At 62.1% G+C, this 26,399-nt stretch carries 21 protein-coding genes and 1 pseudogene; 13 read left to right on the top strand and 9 right to left on the bottom strand.

Annotation, left to right across the window (positions count from 1 at the left end; translation table 11 throughout):
* Nucleotides 1-176 precede the first annotated feature (176 nt).
* The gene (gene ftsZ / locus FHT78_RS07100) at nucleotides 177-1,202 is read left to right on the top strand and encodes a cell division protein FtsZ (protein WP_183742038.1); all 1,026 of its coding nucleotides are present in this window, start codon (nucleotides 177-179) and stop codon (nucleotides 1,200-1,202) included.
* A 50-nt stretch (nucleotides 1,203-1,252) separates the two neighbouring features.
* Here ftsZ and FHT78_RS07095 read toward each other — a convergent pair whose 3' ends face one another.
* Nucleotides 1,253-2,476, bottom strand: coding sequence for an NAD(P)/FAD-dependent oxidoreductase (locus tag FHT78_RS07095; RefSeq protein ID WP_183743410.1), 1,224 nt, complete (start codon nucleotides 2,474-2,476; stop codon nucleotides 1,253-1,255).
* 104 nt (nucleotides 2,477-2,580) lie between these two features.
* Here FHT78_RS07095 and FHT78_RS07090 point away from each other — a divergent pair, with 104 nt between their 5' ends.
* Nucleotides 2,581-4,122, top strand: a complete 1,542-nt coding sequence (locus FHT78_RS07090) for a cation:proton antiporter (RefSeq protein WP_183743408.1) — start codon at nucleotides 2,581-2,583, stop codon at nucleotides 4,120-4,122.
* A gap of 411 nt (nucleotides 4,123-4,533) precedes the next feature.
* On the opposite strand, the gene FHT78_RS07085 is transcribed toward FHT78_RS07090, so the two are convergent.
* Entirely contained in the window at nucleotides 4,534-5,340 is an 807-nt protein-coding gene (locus tag FHT78_RS07085; protein WP_183742036.1) for a transporter substrate-binding domain-containing protein, read from the bottom strand.
* Nucleotides 5,341-5,589: 249 nt separating this feature from the next.
* Here FHT78_RS07085 and FHT78_RS07080 point away from each other — a divergent pair, with 249 nt between their 5' ends.
* The gene (locus FHT78_RS07080) at nucleotides 5,590-7,827 is read left to right on the top strand and encodes an EAL domain-containing protein (protein ID WP_348644721.1); all 2,238 of its coding nucleotides are present in this window, start codon (nucleotides 5,590-5,592) and stop codon (nucleotides 7,825-7,827) included.
* Between the two features lie 10 nt (nucleotides 7,828-7,837).
* On the opposite strand, the gene fhuB is transcribed toward FHT78_RS07080, so the two are convergent.
* From fhuB to FHT78_RS07065, 3 genes are read right to left on the bottom strand one after another with little or no spacing between them, the layout of a single operon-like run.
* On the bottom strand, nucleotides 7,838-9,799 hold the full coding sequence (gene fhuB / locus FHT78_RS07075; RefSeq protein WP_183743406.1) for a Fe(3+)-hydroxamate ABC transporter permease FhuB: 1,962 nt from the start codon (nucleotides 9,797-9,799) through the stop codon (nucleotides 7,838-7,840).
* Nucleotides 9,799-10,725 (bottom strand): iron-siderophore ABC transporter substrate-binding protein, encoded by a 927-nt coding sequence (locus FHT78_RS07070; RefSeq protein WP_183742029.1) that lies wholly within the window; start codon nucleotides 10,723-10,725, stop codon nucleotides 9,799-9,801. Before FHT78_RS07070 ends, fhuB begins: the two co-directional genes overlap by 1 nt.
* Complete coding sequence (locus FHT78_RS07065; protein ID WP_183742027.1) at nucleotides 10,719-12,848, bottom strand: TonB-dependent siderophore receptor; 2,130 nt, start codon at nucleotides 12,846-12,848, stop codon at nucleotides 10,719-10,721. Before FHT78_RS07065 ends, FHT78_RS07070 begins: the two co-directional genes overlap by 7 nt.
* A gap of 145 nt (nucleotides 12,849-12,993) precedes the next feature.
* Here FHT78_RS07065 and FHT78_RS07060 point away from each other — a divergent pair, with 145 nt between their 5' ends.
* The 9 genes and pseudogenes from FHT78_RS07060 (at nucleotide 12,994) to FHT78_RS07020 (ending at nucleotide 20,619) form a co-directional block, all read left to right on the top strand.
* Nucleotides 12,994-13,923: a LysR family transcriptional regulator gene (locus FHT78_RS07060; protein ID WP_183742025.1), complete on the top strand. Its 930-nt coding sequence runs from the start codon at nucleotides 12,994-12,996 to the stop codon at nucleotides 13,921-13,923.
* 74 nt (nucleotides 13,924-13,997) lie between these two features.
* The gene (locus FHT78_RS07055; protein WP_183742024.1) at nucleotides 13,998-14,300 is read left to right on the top strand and encodes a hypothetical protein; all 303 of its coding nucleotides are present in this window, start codon (nucleotides 13,998-14,000) and stop codon (nucleotides 14,298-14,300) included.
* The gene (locus tag FHT78_RS07050; RefSeq protein ID WP_183742023.1) at nucleotides 14,297-14,725 is read left to right on the top strand and encodes a PIN domain-containing protein; all 429 of its coding nucleotides are present in this window, start codon (nucleotides 14,297-14,299) and stop codon (nucleotides 14,723-14,725) included. Before FHT78_RS07055 ends, FHT78_RS07050 begins: the two co-directional genes overlap by 4 nt.
* The gene (locus FHT78_RS07045; protein WP_246715179.1) at nucleotides 14,685-15,056 is read left to right on the top strand and encodes a type II toxin-antitoxin system VapB family antitoxin; all 372 of its coding nucleotides are present in this window, start codon (nucleotides 14,685-14,687) and stop codon (nucleotides 15,054-15,056) included. The genes FHT78_RS07050 and FHT78_RS07045 overlap by 41 nt, the downstream gene beginning before the upstream one ends.
* 521 nt (nucleotides 15,057-15,577) lie before the next feature.
* On the top strand, nucleotides 15,578-16,414 hold the full coding sequence (locus FHT78_RS07040) for a metallophosphoesterase (protein WP_183742021.1): 837 nt from the start codon (nucleotides 15,578-15,580) through the stop codon (nucleotides 16,412-16,414).
* Nucleotides 16,411-17,573 (top strand): annotated as a pseudogene (locus tag FHT78_RS07035) (ABC transporter ATP-binding protein). The gene FHT78_RS07040 and the pseudogene FHT78_RS07035 overlap by 4 nt, the downstream one beginning before the upstream one ends.
* Nucleotides 17,566-18,492, top strand: a complete 927-nt coding sequence (locus FHT78_RS07030; RefSeq protein WP_183742020.1) for a sugar ABC transporter permease — start codon at nucleotides 17,566-17,568, stop codon at nucleotides 18,490-18,492. The pseudogene FHT78_RS07035 and the gene FHT78_RS07030 overlap by 8 nt, the downstream one beginning before the upstream one ends.
* Entirely contained in the window at nucleotides 18,489-19,328 is an 840-nt protein-coding gene (locus FHT78_RS07025; RefSeq protein ID WP_183742019.1) for a carbohydrate ABC transporter permease, read from the top strand. The genes FHT78_RS07030 and FHT78_RS07025 overlap by 4 nt, the downstream gene beginning before the upstream one ends.
* Nucleotides 19,329-19,353: 25 nt before the next feature.
* Nucleotides 19,354-20,619: an ABC transporter substrate-binding protein gene (locus tag FHT78_RS07020; protein ID WP_183742018.1), complete on the top strand. Its 1,266-nt coding sequence runs from the start codon at nucleotides 19,354-19,356 to the stop codon at nucleotides 20,617-20,619.
* On the opposite strand, the gene FHT78_RS07015 is transcribed toward FHT78_RS07020, so the two are convergent.
* Nucleotides 20,616-21,680 carry a substrate-binding domain-containing protein gene (locus FHT78_RS07015; protein WP_183742016.1) on the bottom strand — a complete coding sequence of 355 codons (1,065 nt, stop codon included), beginning with the start codon at nucleotides 21,678-21,680 and terminating at the stop codon, nucleotides 20,616-20,618. The genes FHT78_RS07020 and FHT78_RS07015 overlap by 4 nt on opposite strands.
* A 76-nt stretch (nucleotides 21,681-21,756) precedes the next feature.
* The gene (locus FHT78_RS07010; protein ID WP_183743404.1) at nucleotides 21,757-22,674 is read right to left on the bottom strand and encodes a sterol desaturase family protein; all 918 of its coding nucleotides are present in this window, start codon (nucleotides 22,672-22,674) and stop codon (nucleotides 21,757-21,759) included.
* A 345-nt stretch (nucleotides 22,675-23,019) separates the two neighbouring features.
* On the opposite strand from FHT78_RS07010, the gene FHT78_RS07005 reads away from it, so the two are divergent.
* Nucleotides 23,020-23,325: a hypothetical protein gene (locus FHT78_RS07005; RefSeq protein ID WP_183742015.1), complete on the top strand. Its 306-nt coding sequence runs from the start codon at nucleotides 23,020-23,022 to the stop codon at nucleotides 23,323-23,325.
* A gap of 144 nt (nucleotides 23,326-23,469) precedes the next feature.
* On the opposite strand, the gene FHT78_RS07000 is transcribed toward FHT78_RS07005, so the two are convergent.
* Nucleotides 23,470-24,840, bottom strand: a complete 1,371-nt coding sequence (locus FHT78_RS07000; RefSeq protein ID WP_183742013.1) for an aspartate aminotransferase family protein — start codon at nucleotides 24,838-24,840, stop codon at nucleotides 23,470-23,472.
* Between the two features lie 18 nt (nucleotides 24,841-24,858).
* Complete coding sequence (locus FHT78_RS06995) at nucleotides 24,859-26,343, bottom strand: NAD-dependent succinate-semialdehyde dehydrogenase (protein ID WP_183742011.1); 1,485 nt, start codon at nucleotides 26,341-26,343, stop codon at nucleotides 24,859-24,861.
* Between the last annotated feature and the right edge of the window lie 56 nt (nucleotides 26,344-26,399).

Here is a 26,399-nt window from a genome sequence, read left to right as displayed (position 1 = left end):
CTTCGGTTCGAGGCAAACCAATCGCAGCGGATGCATGCGTCTCTTTGCAATATTATCGGGTGCTGAAATCCCTTTGGATATTGCAAATCTCGCCCCGTCTCTGCCTTGTTGCTTGCTTAACGTGACGTGCGATTCGCGACGGGCGGAGTACGCATGAGGGACAAAAGGAGAGTTCGATGACAGACGCCAAGAGCGGCATTACAGGATTGCGGCCGCAGATTACGGTGATTGGCGTCGGCGGTGGCGGCGGAAACGCGATCAACAACATGATCGCCGAGAAACTGGCGGGCGTTGATTTCATCGCCGCAAATACCGATGCCCAGGTTCTCGCAACCTCCAAGGCATCGCGCCGCATCCAGCTCGGTGCGCACGTGACGGAAGGCCTCGGCGCCGGTTCCCTGCCGGAAGTCGGCCAGGCCGCCGCCGAGGAGTCGCTCGACGAGATCATGGATCATCTGAACGGCTCGCACATGTGTTTCGTCACCGCCGGCATGGGCGGCGGCACCGGCACGGGTGCTGCACCCGTCATCGCCCAAGCGGCCCGCGCGGCCGGCATCCTGACGGTCGGAGTCGTCACCAAGCCCTTCACCTTCGAAGGCAACCGGCGCATGAAGATGGCCGAAGCCGGCATCGAGGCGCTGCGCCGGGCCGCCGATACCGTCATCGTCATTCCCAATCAGAACCTCTTCCGCATTGCCGACGCGAAAACCACCTTCGCCGATGCCTTCATGACGGCTGACCGCGTGCTTTATTCCGGTGTCGGCTGCATTACCGATCTCATCGTCAAGGAAGGCTTGATCAATCTCGATTTCGCCGATGTGAAATCCGTCATGCGCGGCATGGGCCGGGCAATGATGGGGACGGGGGAGGCCAGCGGCGAGGCGCGCGCGATGAAGGCAGCGGAAGCCGCCATCGCCAACCCACTGCTCGACGATATCTCGATGAGGGGCGCCAAGGGCGTGCTGATTTCGATTTCCGGCGGCTCGGATATGACGCTGTTCGAAGTCGACGAGGCGGCAAGCCGCATCCGTGACGAAGTGCAGGACGACGCCGAAATCGTCGTCGGCGCGATTTTCGACCGGGGCCTAGACGGCACGTTCCGGGTCTCCGTCGTCGCGACCGGCCTTGACGGCGTCGGCCAGACCGCCTCCGCCGTGGCAGAGTTTGCGCCTGGACAAGGCCAGACCCGCACGCTGCAGTAAGGCGCGGGCTCGCATGACGGCGGGAGGCCGATGGCCTTCCGCAAATGTCCTTAGCCTGCCATCGCGATCACCTCTCCAGCAGCCCTTCGTCCGCTCTCCCATGCGCCATGCGCGGTCGAGAAGTCGGATTGATGCGTCGCCTCGCCGGCAAAGAACAGCCGCTCGCCAACCGGGCGCGCCAGCACCGATCTCGCGCCGGCATGGCCTGGAAGCGCGTGGCTGTAGGAGCCGCGTACCCAATCCGCGTGGCACCAGGAGGAGGCCGCCAAGGGCCGCAGGTGGCGGCGGATGTCGTTTCCGAGCAGCGACGACAGCTGGTCGAGCGCAAAGGTGAAGGCCTCAAGCAGACCCGCGCTTTCGATGACGAAGGCGCCCTTGCCGCCGAAGAAGCCTTCGATGACCGGGCGGCCGAGCGGGCGAATGTAATAGCTGCCGGTCTCGTCATTTCTAGCATCGCCGAGCAAGTGGGTTTCGGCTTCGAGGCCATGATTGCCGTGAAGCCCGATGAACAATTTGTCGGCGAGGCCGAGCGGCAATTGAGCCGCGGCATGCAGGTGATCGTCAACCTTGGGGTCGAAGGCAATGGTGCCACGGGCAAGAACATTGGTCGAAACCGTCACGATCGCCGTACCTGCCATGACGGGGCCGCGATCGGTTTCGAGCCTGACGCCCTGACCCATCAGCGCGACGCGGCGCACCGGCGTCGACAGGCGAAGGGTTACGTCGGGAACGGCTGCACCGATCAGACTTCCGTAGCCTTCGAGAACGCGCCAGTTGGCAGCGGTTGCGGCATTGTCGTAGGCAAGGAAATCGGCGGCCGACAGCCTCTCCAGCGGGGCACCGTTCAGATAGCCGCTCAGCGATTGACAATAGGCGTTCCATTCGCCATTGGGCTCCAGCGCGTCCGATGCCCTGTCGCTTGCCGGCGGATTGGCCCGCAGCCGTTCTTCAAGGGCCTCCCAGGCGGAGACAGCTGCTGCACGCTCATCAGGCGAAAAACCAAGATCGCGCCACTGGTTCTGCCATGCCGTCGGCCCGCGTTCGATCGTGAAACCGGCCTCGCGGCCGATCGCGACAAGGGGATTGCGTTCGGCCGAATGCAACCAGCCGCAGCCCATGTCGAGCGACATGCCGGAAAGGTCGACCGTCCAGGCCCGACCGCCGACGCGGTTGCTGGCTTCGAGGATGATGACCGAGCGTCCGGCATCGGTGAGGCTTCGTGCCGCAGCAATGCCTGCTGCGCCGGCACCAATAACAGCCGCATCGTAGTTGATCGTCACCGCTTCGCCCCGCGCTTCGTCATCACCTTGATAGGCTTAAGCTTTACATGGGAGCCGCACCCGCTTCAATGCGCCAGAAAGCCTGCTACTATGCCGACATGACCTTCTTCGAAACCCTTGTTGCCCTTTTGGCCGTCGCCATCCTGCTCCTGCAGATCACCCGCCGCATGCACCTGCCCTATCCCGGCATCCTGGCCGCCGCCGGCGTCGGCGTGGCGATGCTGCCGGGTGCGCCGACCATTCCAATCGATCCGCCAACAGCGCTTGCTCTGTTCATAGCCCCCGTCCTCGTCGATTCCGCCTACGACTTCCCGATCGGTGCTGCGCGGCGCATGCTGCTGCCGCTGATCTTCTACGCCGTCATTGCCGTTCTGGTGACGACAGGCGTGGTGGTGTCGATCAGCATAGCGACGGTCGGCCTGCCGATCGCAGTGGCCGTTACGCTCGGCGCCATCGTTGCACCACCCGATGCGGCGGCAGCCACCGCCGTGCTTTCGAACCTGCCGGTGGATCGGCGTGTGGATGCTCTGCTCAAGGGTGAAAGCCTGTTTAATGACGCAACAGCGCTGTTGCTATTTGGGGCCGCGCTCACCGTGCAGGCACGCGGCGGGCTGGATGGCGCGACCGCACTTCAGATCGGGTTCGCCGCACCCGGCGGTATTCTCTTCGGCATCGCCTTCGGCTTCTTCGTCTCGCGGCTTCGGCCCTTTACGGAAAACACTGTCGGCGGCACGCTGCTGCAATTCGTCTATGCCTTCTCGACCTGGCTGATCGCCGAGCATCTGCATCTCTCGGCCGTGCTGGCAACGGTTGCGAGCGCCATGACGATCGCGATGCTGTCGACGGTCGACGATTCCCCACGCATGCGGGTGCATTCCTTCGCGGTGTGGACGACCGTCGTTTTCCTGCTGAACGTCGTGGCCTTCCTGCTCATGGGCCTGCAGGCCCGCAGCATCCTGGAATCCATGTCCGCAGGCGAGCTCGAGCGAGCGCTCGGCTTTGCAGCCATCGTTGTGGTCGGTGTGATCCTTACCCGTCTGGCGATGGCCTTCCTGCTGCACGCATACGTCATCTCACGCCACCGGCCCGGCAAGCTGCTGTCGCCTTTCAGGCATGGGGAGACTTTTCTCGTCGGCTGGTCCGGCATGCGCGGTCTCGTGACACTCGCCACCGCCTTTGCCCTGCCTGCCGATTTTCCGGAACGGAACCTGGTCGTTCTGACTGCCTTTTCAGTGGTGCTCGCAACTCTCGTTATCCAAGGGGCAACGCTTGCCCCGATGATCCATTTCCTGAAGCTCGGACGGCAGGCTGAGGTCCGGGAGGAACTGGAGGCCGCAAGGCGTTCGCTTGCGGAAGCGGCGTTCCAGCGACTGGAAAAGGAAGATGGCGCCGAGGCCGAGGCGATCCGGACGATCTGCCGGGATCACTGGACTGGGCCGGCAGAAGCTGGCGAGACGTCGCCGCTCACGCGACGCCGCAAGCTGACGATCGCCGCCGTGATCGCTCAGCGACAACGGCTCGAGGAATTGCGCGACAAGGATAAGATCGGCGCGACGCAATATCTCGAACTGCAGGAAGATCTCGACTGGAAGCAGCTCTCGGTCGGCTCCGACGAGGATCGGCGCATCACCGAGAGCTAGGGGCAGACTGCAGGGTGAGAGGCAACCCTTGCAGTCGCCCCAATATTGCATGCCGGTCCGATTTCACCGTCGCCTCGACGATCTCGAATTCGCAAAGCATGACCGGCGGCTGCCCGTAAGGCGCGCTGATTCAAGCGGCAGCCTGTTATGCTCTACGACAGTTTTTTTCGACAGGTCGACGATCGATTCGTGGACTTTGCCGGAGCTCGAATTCAGTGACAGGACAAATGCTTGCCCGGGAAGCCGCTTTCCTTCGCGGTATATGGCCACATCGGATTTGGCCGACTCCTTCAGACGAATGATCGGAAAGCGGATCGATTGCGGCAGTTGCTTTTCGTCCTTCAGAATAGCGACTGCTTGCGAGATTCATAAGGCCAACCGCAGCGATCGAGACAATTCTACCCGGCGATCTCAACGGATACTGAACGGGAAATATTTCGCGTTGATCGTATCGTAGGTGTCGTTAGCCTGGATCTCCTCGAGCGCGGCATTGAGCTTGTTCAGCAACGGCTTATCGGTCGGGCGCACGGCGATCCCGGCTCCGTCGCCGAAATATTCGGTGTTCTTGATATCCTCGCCCTTGAATTCGCAACAGCTGCCCGCCTTGGTGTTTGCGAGCCAGTCGTAGACCGCCAGCTTGTCTTCCAGGATGATATCAACCTTGCCGTCGGCAAGGCCCTTGTAAAGATCCGGAGAGGCTTGAAACACGGTCGTCGCTACACCGCTGTAGAATTTCTTGGCGTAGGACTCCTGGGAGGTCGCTGCCGTCACGCCAAGGCGCAGTTTCTTCAGATCATTGGGTGATGTGCCGGCAATCTCGTCGTTCTTGCGCGCGATGAAGACTGTCGGGCTGTCATAATATTTCTGGGTGAAGGCAACCTTTTGCCGCCGCTCGGCGCTCATCGACATCGACGAGATGATTGCGTCATACTTGTTGTCCAGCAGGTTCGGAATCATCGCCGTCCATTCCTGGATGACGAATTCGCACTTCAATTTCGCCGCCTCGCAAAGGGCGTTGGCGATATCCACGTCGAACCCCTGAAGCTGATTATTGGAATCGACATAGTTGAACGGAGGAAATGCGCCCTCGACGGCTATGCGGATGCTGTCGTTTTCGCCAGCCCGGACAACAGCAGGCTCGACAATTCCGGCTGCAACAACGGCCGCGCAAGCAAATGCGAAGAACTTCGAACGAAAAACAGATCCAAATCGCAACATATCAATCACCTTGAGGTAGAGTTCGACTGCCAACCTTGCATCGGCAAGCGTTGCGCGATGAACAGCAAATCACAAAACGATTAAAAAGCTCATCATTTTGGGGCATTAAATTTGATGCTGCTTGAAAAGCTTTTTGTAAACAATCCAGGTCAGTATCAGGGCGCTCGGGGAGAAGACTGCGTGCCTGCTGTTCCGTCTTTAAGAATAGTGCATCATAGATCGGCCAGGACGTCGTCCGGGTCGATATTGGTGCTGCTTGCGATCAGCGGCCTGGCAATTCTTGGGCTGGTGTTTCTGGCAGCTATCTGGGCCGGCAAGGAAAGCGACGCAGCCGCCCTCGATCGACAGCGGCAGCTGGTCAACAGCCGCCTCCTCGATCAGGTACGGCGCGTGTCACAGGACATCCAGCTAATGGGGGCAGGTTATGCCTCGCTGCTGCTTGCGGATTCGGCAGCGGCGAGCGGCAAGAGCGAACGCATGGGCGCGACGTCGGCTGCGACCTTCGGGAAGATTGCGACAACGGTATTCGGCTACAACGCGGCATTCCTCGTCACCCCGGCAGGCGAGCTTGCGCTGCAGTCCGATCCGGAAACAAAACGCCGCTTCAAATGGGTGCGGCCACTGCTGCAGCCGATGATCCAGGATCTGGAAGCAAAGCAGCACGGTGCGCCGCAGGGGCCGAGTTCGGACCCGGAACCCAGCCGGGTGGAGCTGATGCGACTTGAGGGCCGCCCTTCGGTGGCCGGCGTCGTCTCGGTCACGGGTTCTTCGAAAGTCGATCCGCAGGACGGCAATGGCGGCAACAGGCTATACCTCGTGGCGTTCCGCTTCTTGGACGGCGTCACACTCGATACGCTGAGCCGCGAACAGGGTTTGGCCGGCGCTCGCTATGCCCGAACCGCGGATCAGGAGCAGAATGAAGTTGCCTTCCAAATCGAGGCGACGGCGACAGGCGAACCGATCGGCTTCATTATCTGGAGGCCGGATCTGCCCGGCTCACGTGTCATCGGCCGGCTTGTTCCCGTGCTCTCCGTGGCTGGCCTTGTCATCGCAGGCCTCTTCTTCGCCCTGATGGGCCGTTTGCGCGGCAGCCTCAGAGAACTCAGCGCCAGCGAGCATCATGCACGGCATCTCTCTCTGCATGATGTTTTGACGGGCCTGCCGAACCGGGCGCTGTTTGCAGCCCGTTTCGAGCAATGCCTCGCGGCCATGAAATCCCCCGGCAAGCGTTCCGTCCTTGCGCTCGTCGACCTCGACAAATTCAAGGACGTGAACGACATCCATGGGCATGCCGCCGGTGACGAGCTGCTGCGCTGCGCCGTCGACAGGATGAATGCCCTGATCGAATCAAGGGACACGCTTGCAAGGCTTGGCGGCGATGAATTCGCCCTGCTTCTTCCCGATGCCAGGGAAGGCAACGATAGCCACATCCTCCTCTGCAACGCCATTATCGAGGCCCTGAGCAAGCCGTTCCAGCTTCGCGGCGGTGACGTCGTCGTCCGCATCGGATGCTCGATCGGAATTGCTCCCATTGACGACGCGGCTGAGGCAACCAGCGAGATTCTGCGGCGTGCAGACGTCGCCCTTTATGAAGCCAAGACCAACGGGCGCGGCCGCCTGATCGAATATGACCCCTTGCTCGATCACCGGGTCGAGGCACGGGAAAATCTCAAAAACGATCTTCGCCTGGTGCTGGAGGGTCCTACGCATCTCCCCGGCCGCGAGAAGAGTGCATCTTCAGGTGATCCGGGCCATCTGGAGGTCTTCTTTCAGGGCGTGCATCGCGGCGACGCGCATGGCAGGCTCTCGGGTGCGGAAGCTCTCTTGCGGTGGCGCCATCCCACCCACGGCTTGTTGTCGCCTGACAAGTTCATTCCGATCGCTGAGGAGGCTGGCATGATCGACCAGCTCGGCCAGTGGGTGCTTCGAAATGCGGCAAAGGCTGCCGCAACCTGGCCGGCCGATATGTCGGTTGCCGTCAACGTCTCGCCCTCGCAAATCCGCCATCGCGACTTCGACCGGCACGTGCTGTCGATCCTGGCGCAAACCGGCCTGCCGCCATCGCGCCTCGAACTGGAACTGACCGAAGCCGCGCTCTTCAATATCGACGAGACCGCGCAAGACACGCTCGGCAGGCTTCGAGCCCGAGGGATCCGGATCGCGCTCGACGATTTCGGCACCGGCTTTTCCTCACTCAGTCACCTCATTCAGTTCAACATCGACCGGATCAAGATCGACCGGTCCTTCGTACGGCTGCTCGGAACACAGGCCGAAGGCGCCGCCATCGTTTCGGCGATCCTAGGCTTGAGCCGTACGCTCGGGAAAGCGACGACGGCGGAAGGCGTCGAGACAGAGGGGCAAAGAGACTTTCTCGTCGCGGCCGGCTGCAACGATTTGCAGGGTTTCCTGTTCTCCCGTCCGATGCCCCTCTCCGACTTCCTGTCGTCGATGCACGCGACGGAAGCGGCAAGCCAGACCATCCGCTGACGGCCTGGTGCTACTGCCGCCTGCCGATCGTCCAGACGAGATAGGGCGCGCCAGCGAAGGCGGCGAAGAGCCCAAGCGGCAACTCATAAGGGAAGGTCGCGGTACGCGCGCCGAGATCGGCGATCACCATCAGCACCGAGCCGATGACAGCCGAGGCGAGAAGCCGGCTGCCTGGCTTTTCGAAGCCGGCACGGTGCGCAATATGCGGCGCCATCAGACCGATAAAGCTCAAGGGACCGACGAGGAGCGAGGCAGCCGCCGTGGCGATGCCCGCCATCAGCACCATCATTGTGCGAGCGCCAACCAGGGGCAGGCCAAGTGCCATCGCAGTCGGCGCACCGAGCGGCAGAATCACCAGCCAGCGCGTGAAGATCAGGCTGATTGCGAGGATGACGATGGTGAGGCCGGCAAGGAACGCGGCCGTTCCAGGGGTTGCCGCAGCCGCCGAGCCACCGAGCCAGGCAAGGATCTGCCAGGCGCGCTGGTCGCCGACGGCAAGAAGCGCGCTCAGGATCGCCGAGCTGAAAGCGCTGACGGAAATGCCTGCTAGCAACAGGCGTTCGGGCGGCAAATGCCGGCGGGCAGCAAACAGGGCGACGATGATCAGCACAAAAACGGCACCGCCGCCGGCGCCGAGGAAGAGCGCGGGCGCGCCGGCATCCGCAGAGACGCTGAGGGCAACGGCATAACCGACGCCGGCACCGCCGCTGACGCCCAGCACCTCGGGACTTGCCATCGGATTGCCGGTCAGGCGCTGCAGCATGGCGCCTGCCATTGCGAGCAGCCCGCCGGCAGCAGCCGATGCCACCAGCCGCGGCCAGCGGGCGGGAAAGAGTTCCCAGAAGAGATCGCCGCTCAGCAGCGCCCATCCGTCAGGCAGGCGGGCAACGCAGAGGGCCGCCCAGGCAAGCGGCGGTAGCAGGCAGAGAATGAGGACAAGCCGCGACAGCGGCGCGCGGGAAACGAAAACGCTATCGGGCGGCTGCGGCGGCTCGACGGCGCGCACCTGCGGCAACAGCCAGAGCAAGAGCGGGCCACCAATCAGCGCCGTCACCGACCCTGTCGGAAAGGTTTCGCCGGCCGAAGAGGCGACGAGCTGGACGACGCCATCGCACAGCCAGAGCAAAATCCCGCCGGCGACAGGCGACAATAGCAGGATGCTGCGCGCCGTGCGGATGCCGAGCAGGCGGATCATCGCCGGAGCGGCAAGACCGACGAAGCTGACGAGGCCGACGGCAGCCGCTACACCGGCACTGAGCGCCACGGCAAGGCTTGCAACGGCGATGCGCGTGCCGGCGAGTGCCACGCCGAGCGAGCGTGCGCTGCTGTCGCCGAGCCCGAGCAGGGTCAGCGGGCGCAAGAGCAGGAGGGTGACGGCAAGGCCGAGCAGCAGCTCCAGGCCGAGCGTTACCGTTGTCGACCAGTCCTGCTGGCTGAGCGAGCCGCCATTCCAGGTCACCAGCGACATCAGATATTCGCCCTGCGAGAGCGTCATCGCCGCCGACAGCGCGCTGCAGGTAATGCCGACCAGCAGGCCGGAAACGGCCATGGTGATGGGCTCGAAGGCACGCCGCCAACCGAGCAGGAAGACGAGAGCCATCGCCACGGCGGCTCCGGCCAGCGCGACGAAGGCGCGGTAGCCATCTAGCACCTCGGGAAAGAACAACGTGGCTGCGACGATCGCAAGCTGCGCGCCGGAGGAGACCCCGAGCGTGGAGGGATCGGCAATCGGGTTGCGAAGCAGCCTCTGCAACAGGGCGCCGGCAAGCCCGAGAGCTGCGCCCGCCAGAATCGCGACCGCCCCGCGCGGCAGGATGGCATAGGCGAAAATGATTTGCTGCGTCGTCATCTGTGCAGCGTCGAAGGGCAAGGACGGCCAGTCTGCAAAAGGCAGATGAATGAGAGCCGCCCACAGAAAGAGGGTGACGGCGGCGGCAAAGGCAAGAAATGCGGCGGCGCGTGCGGCTCTCATCACGGCCTTTCTCCTGACGACAGCATCGCCGCCTTGAAAAGCCGCGTGAAACGGGCGGCAGCCGCGATGCCACCATAGGGATTGATATTGCCAAGCATCAGCACACGCCCGTCCCGCACCGGCCGCAGCGATTGCCAGATCATGCTGTTCTTCAAGCCGCTGCGGGCTTCAACAGGGATATCGGAAATGATAACGATGCGCGCCTCAGGCTCGGCGGCGAGGTTTTCGACCGGCACCGGCGCGGCGAAGGTGTAGCGGGAGCGGTCCGTCCAGGCATTCGGCAGGCCAAGCCGGGACAGGATATCGCCGAACATGCTGTCGGTGCCGAAGACGCGGACATGCCGCGCATCGCCGATATTGACGAGATAGGTCGGGCGCGCGGCAAATCTCTGCAGGCTGAGGCGCGCCTCCTCGACAAGGGCTGCCTGCCCAGCCACGACTTCGCGTCCGCGCGCTTCGAGGTCAAGCGCCTTTGCGAGCGCCGAGACGGCATCGATCGCCTTCTGATAGGGCGGCTCGCCCCTGTTGTAGAAAGGCAGCGACAGGGTGGGGGCGATCGCCCGAAAGCTCGCTTCGAACCTGACGTAGAAGGGCGAAATCAGGATGAGGTCCGGGCGCAAGAGACGCAGGAGTTCGAGGTTCGGCGATCCGCGCAGGCCGAGATCGGCGACGCTCTCGTCCAGCACCGGCTCGACCGCATCCTTGCGGAACTGCACGAGCTCGGTCGCAGCCACTGGCATGACACCGAGAGCCACCAGCGTTTCCAGCATGGCCCAGTCGATTGCCGCGATGCGCTTTGGCAGCAATTGAGGCGTTTGCGCAAAGGCTTTGCCGGGAATAGCGAAAGCCGCCAGCAGGGCCAGCGCCTGCCGACGGCCGATCGGATGGTGGTCCCATCGGTTTCCTGTTTGAATGTCTTTCACCATTGAAAGGTCAGCCTGCCCATCACCGTTCTGCCATCGCCATAGGTGCAGCCGAAGGCGCTGCAGCTTGCAACATAATCCCTGTCGGCAAGGTTCTTGACGTTCAGCGAGGCGGTCATATTGTCCTTCTTGTAATGCACTGCTGCATCGAAGAGGGTCACGGCGTCAAGATCGAGCGTGTTCTTGGTATCGCCGTAGCGCTGGCCGACATAGCGTATTCCGCCGCCGAGACCGAAGCCTTCGAGCGCCGTATCCTCGGGGAAGGTGTAATCGAGCCAGAGGCTGGCCGCATGCTCAGGCACATTGTCGGGGCGCTTGCCATCATCAACACCACCGACGATTTCGGCCTGCATGTAGGTGTAGGCGGCACGCAGGTCGAGCCCGTCGGTGAGGCTCGTGACACCTTCCAGTTCGGTGCCCTTTACGTCGACTTCGCCGATCTGTACGGGCACCCCGCCTATCGTCGTCAGTACATTCTTCTGTTTCAGGTCGTAAGCAGCGACGGTGAAATAGCCGTTCCAGCCCTGCGGCTGGTATTTGATGCCGACTTCCACCTGCTCGCCCGTCGTCGGCTGCAGAGGACCACCGGTCGCAGGCACCGGTACCGGCTCGAAGGAGGTGGCATAGCTGATGTAAGGCGCGATGCCATTGTCGAAGACATAGCTGAGGCCGGCGCGGCCCGTCAGCTTCTGGTCATCCTTGTCGAGTGAGCGCGACAGACCCGTCAGCCGGTTCGTCGAGGTTCCCGCGGTGCTTGCCCAGTCCTGGCGAAGGGCTGCCGTTGCGCGCCAATTCTCATAGGCGAGTTCGTCCTGCACATAGAGACCAACCTGCGTCATGGTGGAATCGACATAGGTGCTGAGCGTCGGCGCAATCAGATTGACGGAGCCATAGACCGGGTTGAAGGCGTCGAGGGGGGTGGCGCGCCAGAACTGCGTGCCGACATTGTTGTCGTAATAGCGGTAGTCCAAGCCGAACAGCATCTTGTGCCTGATATCGCCGGTGTCGAATTCCGCAAGCAGGTTGTTGTCGACGTTGAAGGTGTTGAGCAACTCGTCCTGGAAGGTGGCATTGCGGTTGATCGTCCGACCTCCGGTAAGCCCCTGCGTCGACATGCCAAGCGCCTGATAGTTCCAGTCGAAATTCTGGTAGCGGAAGTTCTGGCGGAAGGTCCAGGTATCGTTCAGGCGATGTTCCAGCTCATAACCGAGATTGGTCAACGTCCGGTCCGATTTGTCGAAGCTCTTGTCGCCGACGAAGAAGTCCCGTGACAGGCGATTGGCGTGCGATGCGTTGAGCGTGAGTTGCGGCGGCAAGCTGGACGGCGTGCTCGGATTATCGTGCTGAATGCTCGTCAGGATCGTCAGCTTGGTGTCTTCATCAGGCTGCCAGGTCAGCGCCGGGGCGATGAAATAGCGGTCGTTGTCGAGTTCATCGACCTGTGCAGATGCCGTCCTTGCCAGTCCCGTCAGTCGATAGGCGAAATCGGAATTGCCGGGAATGATATCGCCAAAATCGAAATAGGTGCCATAGGTGTCGTAGCTGCCGGCCTGTACCCCGATTTCGCCGAAACGTTCGAAAATCGGCCGTTTGCTGATGAGATTGATCATGCCGCCGGGATTGCCCTGGCCATACATGACAGAAGCCGGACCACGCAGCACTTCGATACGTTCGAGCTGGTAGGGGTCGACGGCTGGGGCACCGGCCGTGCGCATCATGCGCAATCCGTTCAGGAACTGCGCCTGGCGGCTGTCGAAACCGCGGATGCGCGGCGAATCGAAGCGCGGGTCGGCGCCATAGGGCTCGCCGACGACGCCGGGTACGTAATCAAGCGCCTGGCCGACGGTCTCGGCATTCTGCGACGTCAGCTGATCGGCCGTTAAGACAGAGACCGATTGCTGGGTTTCGATGAGCGGCGTACCGGTCTTGGTGGCGGTCGCACTCGTGCTGGCGACAAATCCCTTTACCGGCTCCGTCGGGTCCTCGTCCTTGGAACCGCTGATGACGATCGGGGCGAGCGTCGTCGGACTGGCCTCCTGTGCGAGCGCCGGCAAGAGCGGCGTCAGAAGCGCGCATGCGAGCGCCGTGGTCGAAGCGCATTTTCGAGCGCGAAGAAAAACAGTCATCGGGATTCGTCATATGGCTTAAAACTGGATTGATGTAATCAAGTTATTTTCGAACGTCCAATAAGCGGGGCTCGAATTCTCCATAAGCGTGGATTATGAAACTCATCTGATGTCATAGATTTGAATTCTTCCAAGGAGAGAAAGATTGGCGCAGACCAATCCCGGCTTCGAGCTCCGGCACCTGCGATACTTCGTGACCCTGGTCGAGGAGCGGAATTTCGAACGTGCCGCCGTCAGGCTCGGCATCGCCCAGCCGGGTCTCAGCCAGCAGATCAGAAGCCTCGAAAAGATTGTCGGCTCACTGCTGCTCGACCGAAGCCGCCGCGGTGTGCAGCTCACACATTCGGGCGAGACCCTGTTTCAAGAAGCCCGGAAAGTCCTGGCCCAGACCGAGGCGACGGTCGCTGCCATGAACCGCTCGGCACGCGGCGAAAGCGGGCGCATTTCGATCGGTTATGTGGCGTCGGCCGCCTATTCCGGTGCCGTCGTCGGTTCTATCAGGGATTTCAAGCGCGATTATCCCTATGTCGAGGTCGAATTGCAGGAGATGGAACTGCGCCAGCAGCTGCAGCGCATCGCCGAGGGCCTGCTCGATTTTGGCTATATCCGTGCACCGGCGCCGATACCGCCGGGTGTTTCGGTGGAGGTCGTGCTGCGCGAGCCGCTGGTCGCCATGGTTCCTGCCGAGCATGAGTTCGCGGATCGACCCATCGATACGCTTGCACGGCTCGCGGCCGACATATTCATCACACCGCGCCAACCACCGGACGTCGGCTTTCACCGTAACACGCTGCAGGCCTGTCGGGAGGCAGGTTTCGAACCTTCCGTCAGCGCTATCGCACACGACTTCACCGAGATCGCCGCCCTCGTCGGCATCGGCACCGGCATCGCGCTGGTACCGCAATCGATGAGCCGCGTGGAACTGCCCGATATCCATTACCGGCCACTCGGCGACGTAGCGGTGACATCTGACGTGGCGATCGCCTATCGCAAGGGCGAAGGTTCGCCTGCCACCAAGGCTTTCATTGCCCAGCACCGGCAGAAGATCAGCCGGCCGGTATTGGGGAATGCTTAAGGCAAGTCGCCTTAATACCTTGTCCGAAGAGAGATCATTGGCTATATATCCAGATATAGCTTATGGAGACCACCATGGCCAATGCAGCACAGAAGAAAGCCATCGACAAATATCGTAAGCGCCTTACCCAGCGCGGCTTCAAGCGATTTGAAATCGTTGCCCTGGAATCGGACCGAGAACTGATCCGCTCGCTGGCGCGTCACTTAGCTGAAGACGGGCCAGATGCGGAAGAGGCACGCGTGGCTGTCAAGGCGCTGGTTGGCGGCGAGCCGCCCAAATCCGGCGGGATTCTGTCTGCCTTGCGGCGTTCGCCGCTTGTCGGGGCCGACCTCGATCTGTCACGACCGCGTGAGGAAGGGCGCAAGGTCGATCTGTGACCCGATACGTTCTCGACACCAACATCATCAGCAACGTCATCAAACCGCAACCCTCGGAATCGCTGCTGGCATGGTGGGCGCAGCAGCGTGAGGAGGATATGTTCATCGCCGCGCTAACGGTTGCGGAAATCCGCCGCGGCATTCTTGAAAGCCCTCGCGGCAAGAAGCGCGATGCCCTCGATACCTGGTTCTCAGGGACGGAAGGACCGCAAGCCCTTTTTGCCGGGCGCATTCTCCCCTTTGACGACAGGGCCGCGTTAATCTGGGCGCGCCTGATGGCCGAGGGCAAGGCCGCCGGCAGGCCACGTAGTGGCCTCGACATGATTATCGCCGCGGTTGCCGGAACAAATGATTGCATCGTCGTGACTGACAACGAGCGGGATTTTGCCGGCATCGATTTCATCAACCCGATGCGCGCGCCATAGGGCAACCGGCGGCATCATTCCGACATTTGGAATAGAGATCAATGCGATCTACATTCCTGAGAAATCCATCTATATGGAACGGATCATGATCATCCATGTCAACAACGCTGAGGGAGATGCCGGGACGCGCGAATTCGCTGTTTTGGCGGGTGACAGCATGACCGATGCGATCGTGATCGCCATGAAAGAGGCTACTGAGCGCCGAAGCCGGAGCGAGAGCCCGGCCGAGACCGCGGCCCAGCTGAGGAAAAAGCAGGGTATTTCCTTGATGCCTTTTTCCCGGACGCCACTTTCGCGCGACGTCTTCGATGGCCTGTGGGATGAAGGATGATGTTCATCGATTGGTTCTGGCCCGTCCGATGGTTCTCACGCCCGCCTGTGGAAAGCCAGTTCCTCATCTCGCCTTCACGCGGGCTTCGAATTCGACGACACTGATCGTCTGTAACCGCCTATGAGGGCAATCCAGAGCACGGTGAACACACCGCTATATATCGCGAACTGTTTGCGGGTCACGGCCCTCTCCATCGTCAGGAGAAGCTTGCCAGACGGCTCTTAAGGACGGGAGAAGCCGATCGATAAAATGTGGCGGGCGGGCACTTTTCGATTTGCGAAATCAGGTGCTGGGTTGCCGGTAAACATGGCAACGGAATTGGCCGCGGCCAACTTTCCTTCCTGATGCCCATCAAGCGGTTCTCTGAACCGGCCGATGAGCTTCCATGACAATTGCACGACACAATTGGAACAAGGGTGGAAACGCTTGTAACCCGCCTGACATTGGGGGGCTCTAAAGAGACGGCATAAGCATTGCCTGCCGCCGGAAACCTGCCGCGGGCCTTATTGGAGAGCGCCGGCATGAAAATCGTCCAGATCACCGACACGCATTTCAGCCCGTCGATACCGCATTTCAACGGTAACTGGCAGCCGCTTGCGGACTGGATCAACGCCAGCGGCGCCGATCTCGTCATCCATACCGGCGACCTCGCCGTCGATGGCGCCGACAAGGACGGGGACCTCACCTTCTGCATGGATCTGATGCGGCAGGTGAGGATCCCGATGCTGATCGTTCCCGGCAATCACGATGTCGGCCATCTGCCGGGTTCGCTCCAGCCCGTCGATGCGACAAGGCTTGCCCGCTGGCGCAGCCTTGTAGGTCCCGATTACTGGCTCGAGGATGCCGGCGACTGGCGTCTGATCGGCCTCGACAGCCTGCTGATGGGCATGGAAAACGACGAGCAGGAAACGCAGTTCGCCTGGCTGGAAAGAGCGCTTGCCACACGCGCCGGACGGCGCGTTGCCATGTTTGCCCACAAGCCGCTCTTCGTCGACACACCTGATGAAGGCGACACCGGCTACTGGAGCATCCGCCCGGCACAGCGTCATAGGCTCTATGACCTGATCGGCGCCCACGACGTCGCGCTTTATGCCAGCGGCCACCTGCACTGGGCCTGGAAAGGCCGCTTCAACAACACCTCACTCGTCTGGGGTCCAGCGGCCTCCTTCATCATCGGCACGATGGAGCGCGAGATGCCGGGCGAGAAGGTCATCGGCGCCGTGCTTCACGATCTCGGCGATGATGTCACGAGCGAGATCGTCGCCGTATCAGGCATGAAGGCGCATGTGCTCGATGACGTGGTCGCGGAAGTCTATCCGCACGAGGCTCACAAGGTGCAGAGGGAGCCGGCGCAATGAGCGCGCTCTCGCTTTCGTCCATCAGGAAATCCTATGGCGACAATGCCATCCTGAAAAACATCAGCCTCGACGTCGAGCCCGGCGAATTCATCGCCCTCGTCGGTCCCTCGGGCTGCGGCAAGAGCACGCTTCTGCGTATCCTTGCCGGTCTCGACCATGCCGATAGCGGCGAGATCGTCATCGGCGGGCGGGAAATGTCCGACGTGGCGGCGGCCGACCGCAACATCGCCATGGTCTTCCAATCCTACGCCCTCTATCCGCACCTGACGGCCGGCCAGAACATCGCCGTGCCGCTTGCCATGCACCGCTTGAGCCGCGCTCAGCGCCTGCCGTTCCTCGGCCCGGTCATGCCCGGCTACCGCGCCATTCGCTCCGGCATTTCCAAGGACGTGCAGGAGACAGCCAAGGCTCTCAAGATCGATCATCTTCTGGAACGCAAGCCTGGCCAGATGTCGGGCGGCCAGCGGCAGCGCGTGGCGCTCGCCCGCGCCATGGTGCGCCATCCGAGCGTCTTCCTCATGGACGAGCCGCTGTCCAACCTTGACGCCAATCTGCGCGTCCACGCACGCGGCGAGATCGTGGAACTGCATCGCCGCGCCGGCGTGCCGACCGTCTATGTCACCCACGACCAGGCCGAGGCGCTTTCCATGGCCGACCGGGTCGCCGTGATGATCGGCGGCGAGCTGCTGCAACTCGCAGCGCCCCAGGTCATCTATGACGATCCCGCCCATATCGAAGTCGCCCGCTTCGTCGGCCAACCGCGCATCAATCTCCTGCCGGCCCGCGCCGAGCACGGAACAGTCGCCTTCGGCGATATCCGACTGGCGCTGGAAGAGACCAATCCTGCCGGTTCCGACGTGACGCTCGGCATCCGCCCGGAATTCGTCCGCCTTGCCGGCGAGGGCGAGACCTCGCTTTCCGCCCGCATCGAGCGTCTGGAATTCCTGGCTCCGAAGTCATCCTGTTCTGCCGGCTGAATGCGATCGGCGAGACCGTTCTTTCCAAGCTCGCGCCTGATGATGCCGCAGGTCTTGTCGCCGGGATGGCGATTGCCCTCTCTTTCCAAGCCGACAAGGCGATGGTCTTTGCCGCCGATGGCCTCCGGCTACGCACATCAGCCCTTCCCGCCGATGCCGCCAGGGAGAAGGCTCATGGCTAGTATCGCTGCCGGCAACATCCGCCCGGTCGCATCGGCTGCAAAGCACGAACGGCGCGAGGCGCAGATCGCATGGTTGCTGGCTGCGCCTGCAATCGTCCTCATCGTACTCTTCGTGCTCCTGCCGATCGTCGCAGTGCTCGTCCTCGGATTTACCGATTTCGAGCTGGGCGCCGGCAAGTTCCGCTTCGTCGGCTTCGAGAACTATGCCGAGCTGTTCACCGACCGCACCTTTCGCAAGTCGCTATGGAACACGACGGTCTATACGGCGGTCGTAGCACCGGTCTCGATCCTGCTCGGCCTCGGTGTCGCCATGCTGGTCGAGAGCGAAGGCTGGGGAAAGAGCTTTTTCCGCACCGCCTATTTCCTGCCCGTCGTCTCGCTGATCGTCGCCATGGCGACCGTCTGGCAATATCTCTTCCACCCCACCATCGGCCCGCTCAATGCACTGCTCGACATAGTCGGCCTGCCGAAGCCGAACTGGCTCGGCTCCTCGGCAACCGCGCTCTACAGTCTCTCGATCATCGGCGTCTGGCAGACGGTCGGCTTCAACATGGTGCTGTTCCTCGCCGGCCTGACGGCGATCCCGCGCGAGCTTTACGCCGCTGCCGAGATCGACGGTGCCAAATCCTCGCTCGACCGCTTCTTCCTAGTCACCTGGCCGATGCTCGGACCGACAGCGCTTTTCGTCACCACGATCAGTGCCATCAATGCGGTCAAGGTCTTCGAGACGGTGAAGACGCTGACGGATGGCGGCCCCAACCACGCCTCCGAAGTGCTGCTCTTCACCATCTACCAGGAGGGCTTCGTCTACATGAAGGTCGGCTATGCCTCGGCCATGACCGTGGTCTTCCTCGCCATCCTCGTTGTCATGATGTTCCTGCAATACCGCTTCCTCGACCGGCGGGTGCACTATTCATGAAGACGCGCTCCCCACTCACCCTCGGCCGATTGATCCGCATTGCCTTGCTTCTTCTCGGCGCGATCGTCTTCCTCGCGCCCTACATCTTCATGATCTCGGCGGCCGGCAAATCGCAGGACGATATATTCACGGCAGCACTCTCGCTGATCCCGACACATTTCTTCTACGTGCAGAACTTTTCCAAGGCGCTCGACAAGGTGGCGATGGGCACGCTGCTGTGGAACGGCTTCGTGGTTTGCGCGCTGATCTTCGTCTTCCAGATACTGGTCGCCATCCCCTGCGCCTATGCCATGGCGAAGCTGAAATTCCGCGCCGCCCGGCTGATGATGGTGCTGGTGCTGCTCGGCCTCTTGGTGCCGATCCATGCGACGGCCCTGCCGCTTTATGTCGCCTTCGACAGCCTCTCGCTGCTCAACGGTTATACGGCGCTGGTCGCCCCCTTCACCATCTCGGTCTTTGCGATCTTCCTGTTCCTGCAATTCTTCCGCGCCATGCCCGACGACCTGATCCATGCCGCCCGTCTCGACGGCATGTCCGAACTCGGCATCGTCTCGCGCGTCATCGTGCCGAATGCCTGGCCGGCAGTCACGGCCTTTGCGATCTTTTCGGTCGTCGCCCATTGGAACGACCTCTACTGGCCGCTGATCGTCATCTCGAAGCCCGGCTACGCCACGCCGCCGCTCGGCCTGATGAATTTCCGCGCCGCGGAAGCCGGCGACGATTACGGCGCGCTGATGGCGGCCACCATCATCATCACCATTCCCCTCGTTGCGGCTTTCCTGTTTGCACAGAAGCGCTTCGTCGAGGGCATCACCATGACCGGTCTCAAAGGCTGACCGGCTGAACCCAGGAGAACGAGCGATGAAGCATTTCACCCAGTTCCTCGCAGCAGCGGCTCTGTCCGTGGCGGCAGCCCTGCCGGCCCACGCCGAAACCACGCTGACGATCCATTACCCGATGCCGGGCTTCTTCAAGGACGTGATGGACACGATCTCGAAGAAGTTTATGGAAGAAAACCCCGATATCAAGATCCAGTTCGCCGCTCCCTCGGCAACCTATGAAGACGGCATCCAACTGATCCTGCGCCAGGCCGGCACTTCTGAAATGCCCGACGTCACCTTCATCGGCCTCAACCGCCTGCGCATGCTGAACGAGCGCGATGTCGCCGTCGACATGACGCCGCTGGTCCAGAAGGAAGGCAACATGGCCGAGCAGGGCTTCTCGGACACGATCCTGAAGCTTGCCCAGGTCAAGGGCAAGCAGGTTGGCCTCGCTTTCGCCACCTCCAATCCGATCATGTATTACAATGCCGATCTCGTGAAGGCGGCCGGCGGCAATCCCGACACCCCGCCGAAAACCTGGGACGAAGTGATCGCGCTCGCCGGCAAGATCAAGGCGCTCGGCAACGGCGTCGATGGCATGGACTTCCGCTGGCAGGGCGACGACTGGATGTTTTCGGCCCTCCTCTTCGGCGCCGGCGGCAAGATGCTGAGCGACGACGAGCAGAAGGTTGCCTTCAACGGTCCCGAGGGCCAGAAGGTTGTCGAACTGATCAGCCGCTTCGTCAAGGAAGGCGGCATGCCTGTTTTCACCAAGGCAGCGGGCGAACAGGCCTTTGCAGCCGGCAAGGTCGGCTTCGAGTTCCAGACAACAGGCGCGCTCGTCAACACGATCAAGAATGTCGGCGCCAAGTTCGACCTGCGCACCGCCCAGATCCCGCTCATCGATCCTGAAAAGGGTCACCTGCCGACCGGCGGCAACGCCGTCGTCATCCTCGCCAAGGATCCGGCCAAGCAGGACGCTGCCTGGAAGTTCGCCAAGTTCGCCGCCGGCCCCTATGGCGCTTCCGTCGTCGTTCCCGGCACCGGCTACGTGCCGAACAACGAACTTGCCGCAAAGTCCGCTGAATATCTCGGCGACTTCTACAAGAAGAACCCGCTCTTCCAGGCCGGTCTCAGCCAGATGCCGCGCATGATCCCATGGTATGCCTTCCCCGGCACCAACGGCGTCAAAGTCACCCAGACGATCGTCGACAACCTGTCGCGCATCGTCGATGGCTCGGCCGAGCCGAAGGAAGCGCTCGACGACGCAGCCGCCGACGTCGAGAGCATGCTGCCGCGCAGCTAATTCCTGGAATGATACGCGGGCTCAAGCGGCCCGCGGTTTCGATCGGAACCGCCGCGTCCAATAGGTGTGGCGGTTTCCTCATTCAGGAGGTTGCGCACCGTGCCACCGAGGCGCAGGGTATGCGACAGTTCCAGATGCCGCAGCGGCGCATCGTTTTCGACGATATCGAGCAGCAGCGATGCCGCCGTCGCGCCCATGCTGAGATCGGGCATTTCGATCGAGGTTAGCGTCGGGTTGATGAGCTTGCCGATCGCGATACCGTCAAAGCCGGCAACGGAGATATCGTCCGACACACGCAAGCCTTCACGATTGATCGCACCGATGACGCCGAGCGCAATCAGGTCATTGGAGCCGATAATGGCGGTCGGGGAAAATGTCCGCAAGGCCTGGCCGAGATCCATCTGGTCATAGCCGTTGACGAACGGGACCTCTACGGCCTCGAACGGGGGTACGCCCGCTGCCTCCATCGTCTGCAGATAGCCGCGGTAACGCAAAAGCGCGCGGTCCGAAGCCCTGAAGCTACCCGAGACATAGAGGATGCGCCGGTGCCCCATGGACAAGAGATGCTCGGTCAGCCGGCAACCGGCCGCATAATTGTTGACGGTCACGGCTGCCGGATATCGGGCCGTCGGAGAGCTGCCGAGCAGCACGGTCGGCGGCAGGTCCTGCGCCAGTGCCGGGCTTGTCTCACCATTGCAGACCGTCAGGATCAGCCCGGTCGGCCGCTCACCGAGAAGCCCTGCCACCGCATTGGCCTCCTGGTCAGGATCGTAGTTCGACTGCGCGATGAGAACGCTGTGGCCGGCGACCAGCATGCGGTTCTGGATGCCTGAGAGGGACGAAGCGAACACCGGATTGGTCACACTCGGCACCAGCACGCCGATCACAGGCCGGCGGCCATTGCGGGCAGAGGGGGCGGCTGCGCGATAGCCGACTTCGGCTGCAGCGCGGCGCACGCGAAGCGCTGCCGCCTGACTGACCGGGCCGCTGAGGTTCAGCACGCGGCTTGCCGTCGCCATCGAACATCCTGCCCTAAGCGCAACCTGTTTCAACGTCGTCATCGTCGTCCTGTCCGTTCCCGTCGAGGTTTGCAGGCTCTTACGGGCGGATTGTCATGAAATGATGACGGGCCGGGTCTCAACCCCGGTTGGGTTTAAGACCAAGGATCTGGCGCACACCATCCTTGGTGAACGGCTGCGTCAATTGGCGGACGAAGCCGGGAGCGATCTGGCCCTTGATGCCGATATCGGTCGAGGAGGGGCGGTCGGGATTGAAATAGGTGCCGAACAGCTGGTCGAACAGCACGACATTCTCGCCGTAATTGGTATTGCCCTCGCGCAGATCCTTCGAATGGTGCCATCGGTGAAGCCGGGGCGTCGAGAAGACGAGGTCGAAAAGGCCCGTCCGCATGTCGACGTTGCAGTGCGTCAGGATGCCGATGAAGGCGGTGACCGCACCAAGCCACCAGAAGACCTGCAGCGGAGCACCGAGCAGGTAGAGCGGGATCTGGCTCAACGCGATCTTGAACAGGGAATCGATGACGTGGAAACGGCCGGTATTGATGACCCAGAGGCGGGTGACGCTGTGATGCAGGGCATGGAAGCGCCAGAAGAACAGCCGTTCATGGGCGATGCGGTGCGCCCAGTAGAGGCCGAACTCGGCGATGATGACGGCAAGCGTTGCCTGGAGGATCATCGGCCAGGATGACGGCCAGAGACTGAACTGCATGGCGGCAAGGGGCTGCAGCAGTCCGGCGGCAAGCATCGGAAAGATCGCTGCCGAAAGTGCCGCCAACTGTACCAGCCCCTTGGTCAGGACCGTGTGGGCGATATCGTTGGCCGTCTCGCCATCCGCCTCGAGCCAGCGCTGCTCGTAGGGAATGATGCGCTCGAGGAGGAAGAGCAGGATAACTGCGGCCGCATAGACGGCCGAAAAAGCGACCAATGGCTGTTCATTGGCGAAAGCGAAATAAGCGCCCGTCAGGCCGGAGAAAAACACCAGAGGCCAGGACAGGTAGGTAAGAGCACCTTTTACGGCTGCGGCGGCTTTCGACATCGATGTCATGTTCCCTCAAGAGCTCCGGTTTCGAGCCAATCGCCCAATTCCTGCCCGGATCGTCCGCGGCTGTCGCTGCATGGATCGATCCGGAAACGCCGTCGGCCCGGCATTTGCGCCAGTCATGCCATCGATCAGGACGATCGGCAATCGCTTGCGTCACCTGCCTCGCGGAACGATGTGGTCAAGCTGTGGACGGAGGTTTGCCAGCGGCATTGCGTGGCGCTGTCGATTTCTGCACGTGGGCGCGACAACCCCGACAGAGGACGGTTCTGCAAAGTTTGAGTTGACCGCTTTCGATGGTGAGGCGACAGTTGCAACCTGACGGCAAGGCAGGAGGACACGATGGACGAGCAAGACGGCTGGCGCCACATGGCGAGCGCGCCGAAAGACGGTAGTCGGATTCTGGTCACGATCCGCGCGTCCGAACAAGGGCCGGCAGAAGTCGATCTCGCGTACTGGTCGAATGGCGACCAGTACGCTGGAGAAGGCTGGCGCGCCTCTGATTCCTCGCCCGGACACATCATCGAATATGCCGAACCGGAATTGAAGTGCTGGATGCCGATGCCGTCAGCCAATCTCACTCGCACTTCGATGCCCTCTCCCTGGGAAGGCGACGACGCCCAACAGCTCGACGGGTCAGGGATCTGAGAACTCGTGGCCCCTGCTGCGGCGATTCGATACGCAGCAGAGGGCAAATACAGTCGAGGAGGTGTTCCTTGCGCGCGAGGACCTTGATCAGTGAGGAGCTCGCGACGATGGCTTATTCACTGCCGGCCGCCGCATGGGCTCTTTCTAGCCCACGACCGCGCTGACCGCTTTCACGGTGGCCGCGACGATCGCATCCGCCTCCTTATCGCTCAGGCAAAGCGGCGGCGCGAAGCCGAGGATATCGCCCTGCGGCATGGCACGGCCGATGACGCCCTGCTTGAGGAGGGCGGCAGCGATCTGCGGACCGATCTTTTTCGAAGGGTCGAAGAAACGGCGATTGTCGCGCTCCTCGACGAATTCGATGGCGCAGAGCATGCCCTCGCCGCGGACCTCGCCGACATGGGCGTGGTCGCCGACGGCCTCTGCCATGGCCTTGCGGAAATAGCCGCCGACCTTGCCGGCATTGGTGACGAGATCGAGCTTGTCGATGAGTTCAAGATTGGCAACGCCCGCTGCCGCGCAGATCGGATGGGCGGAATAGGTCCATCCGTGGCCGATCGGACCGTTCTCGTCCGTCCCTCTTTCGAGCACTTTCCAGACCTTATCCGAGACGATCGAACCTGAAAGCGGGGCATAGGCCGAGGTCAGGCCTTTGGCGATGGTGATGATGTCGGCTTCGAGCCCGTAGTGATGAGAACCGAACATGCTGCCAAGCCGTCCAAACGCGGTGACGACCTCGTCTGCGATCAAAAGGATGTCGTGCTTGCGGAGCACCTTCTGTATCGCCTCCCAGTAACCGGCCGGCGGCGGAACGATGCCGCCGGTGCCGAGCACGGGTTCGCCGATGAAGGCCGCAATGGTGTCGGCCCCTTCGCGCTCGATCAACGCCTCCAGCTCCGCCGCGCAATGGGCCGAAAACTGTGCCTCGCTCATGGCCATATCAGGCCTGCGATAGTAATAGGGTGCCTCGGTGTGAATGACCTGCGACAGCGGCAGGTCGAACTTCTTGTGAAAGAGTTCAAGACCGGTGAGAGAGCCAGTCATCAGTCCGGAGCCGTGATAGCCGCGCCAGCGCGAGATGATCTTTTTCTTTTCCGGTCGGCCAAGGATATTGTTGTAATACCAGACCAGCTTGATGTTGGTTTCGTTGGCGTCGGAACCGCCGAGCCCGAAATAGACCTTCGACATGTTCTTCGGCGCGCGCTCGACGATCATTCTTGCGAGCGTGATCGAGGCCTCCGTGCCGTGACCGACATAGGCGTGATAATAGGCGAGTTCCTTTGCCTGGGCGGCGATGGCATCCGCGATCTCGCTGCGTCCGTAGCCGACATTGACGCAATAGAGCCCGGCAAAGGCATCGAGCAGCCGATTGCCGTCGCGATCTTCGATGTAAACGCCCGAACCGCCGGTCACGATACGGTTGGGACTCTCGCCGCGGGCATGTTGGGCAAGATGGGTCGAGGGATGGAAAAAGTTCTCGCGGTCCCACTTGTCGAGCTGGTCATTGGTGAGCATCAATTCGTTCCTTTGCTGTTATGCCCAGTCGCGGCAGACATATTTCATGTCCATGAAAGCGTGCATTCCATGCAGAGCGCCTTCGCGGCCGATTCCAGACTGTTTCATTCCGCCGAAGGGGATAGGGGCGCCCGTGACTTTCGTCCGGTTCACGGCGACCATCCCATATTGCAGCGCCCGGCTTGCCCTGTAGATCCGTCGCGGATCGCTGGTGTGCAGGTAGGCGACCAGGCCATATTCGGTATCGTTGGCGCGCTGCAGCGCCTCTTCCTCGGTGTCGAAGGGCGCAACGGCTGCCACCGGGCCAAATGTCTCCTCCCGCATGATCGATGCTCCGTCCGGCACGTCGGCAAGCACCGTTGGCTCAAAGAAGAGCGGTCCCTTGTCATGCCGTCTGCCACCCGTCAGCAGGCGTGCGCCGGCCTGCAGCGCATCGGCCACCTGCTCCTCCAGCTTGGCGATTGCGCGGGCATTCATCAGCGGGCCGATGTCGGGGTCGTCGAGGCCCGCTCCGACCGTCAAGGCGCCGACGCGCTCGGTGAACCGGCGGCAGAATTCACCATAGACGGGGCGTTCCACCAGGAAGCGATTGGCGGCCAGACAGTCCTGACCTGACGTTGCGAACTTCGCCTTGACCGCCTCGTCGACCGCCTTGTCCATATCGGCATCGGCAAAGACGAGGAAAGGGGCGTGACCGCCGAGTTCCAGCACCAGGCGTTTGACCGTGCCAGCCGAGCGGGCGTAGAGCAGCCGTCCGATTTCCGTCGAGCCGGTGAAGGAGAGAGCTCGCACGCGCGGATCGACGAGCCAGGGTTCGACCACAGTTGCGGCATCCCCTGTGACGACATTGAAGACACCTGCCGGCAAGCCCGCCCGTTCGGCGAGTTCCGCCAAGGCCAGTGCCGAATAGGGTGTCTCGTGGCTCGGATGAGCGACGACGGCGCAGCCCGCCGCAAGCGCTGCCGCTGCCTTTCGGGTCAGCATCGCGGACGGAAAGTTCCAGGGCGTGACAAGCGCTGCAACACCGACCGGCTCCAGCCAGACCTCCATCTCCGCATCGGGCAGATGAGACGTCACGCCAGTAATATCGGGCCGTTTGGCCTGTTCGGCATAATACTCCACGAAAGAGGCCGCGTAGTCGATCTCGCCCTTTGCCTCGGAGATCGGCTTGCCCTGTTCGACAACCATCAGGCGGGCGAGATCCCGTCGATGCGCCAGGATGAGCTCGAACCAGCGCCGCAGAAGACGCGAGCGCTCCTGGGGCAGCGCGCGGGCCCAGGCCGGAAAGGCGCGTGCGGCCGCATCGACCGCCGCAGCGCTTTCCTGCGCCGACAGGCTGGCCACGTCACCAAGCCATGCGCCGGTCGCAGGATCGGTCACCGCGAAGGTCCTGTTGCCGGCAGAAGCCATCCAGCGTCCGCCGATATAGGAAAACTGCCGGATCAGTCGGTTATCGTCGAAGCCCGTGAGAGGCGATTTCGCAACGTCGGCGGAATGGGTCATGATCTGTCTCTTGCTGCGTTTTCTGCGGCTCCAATGTCGCGCATGAGCCGCAGACG

Source organism: Rhizobium sp. BK196, assembly GCF_014193255.1.
Lineage (GTDB): Bacteria > Pseudomonadota > Alphaproteobacteria > Rhizobiales > Rhizobiaceae > Rhizobium.
Note: the sequence above shows the minus strand (reverse complement) of the source record. Positions and strands in the feature narration are given on the sequence as shown.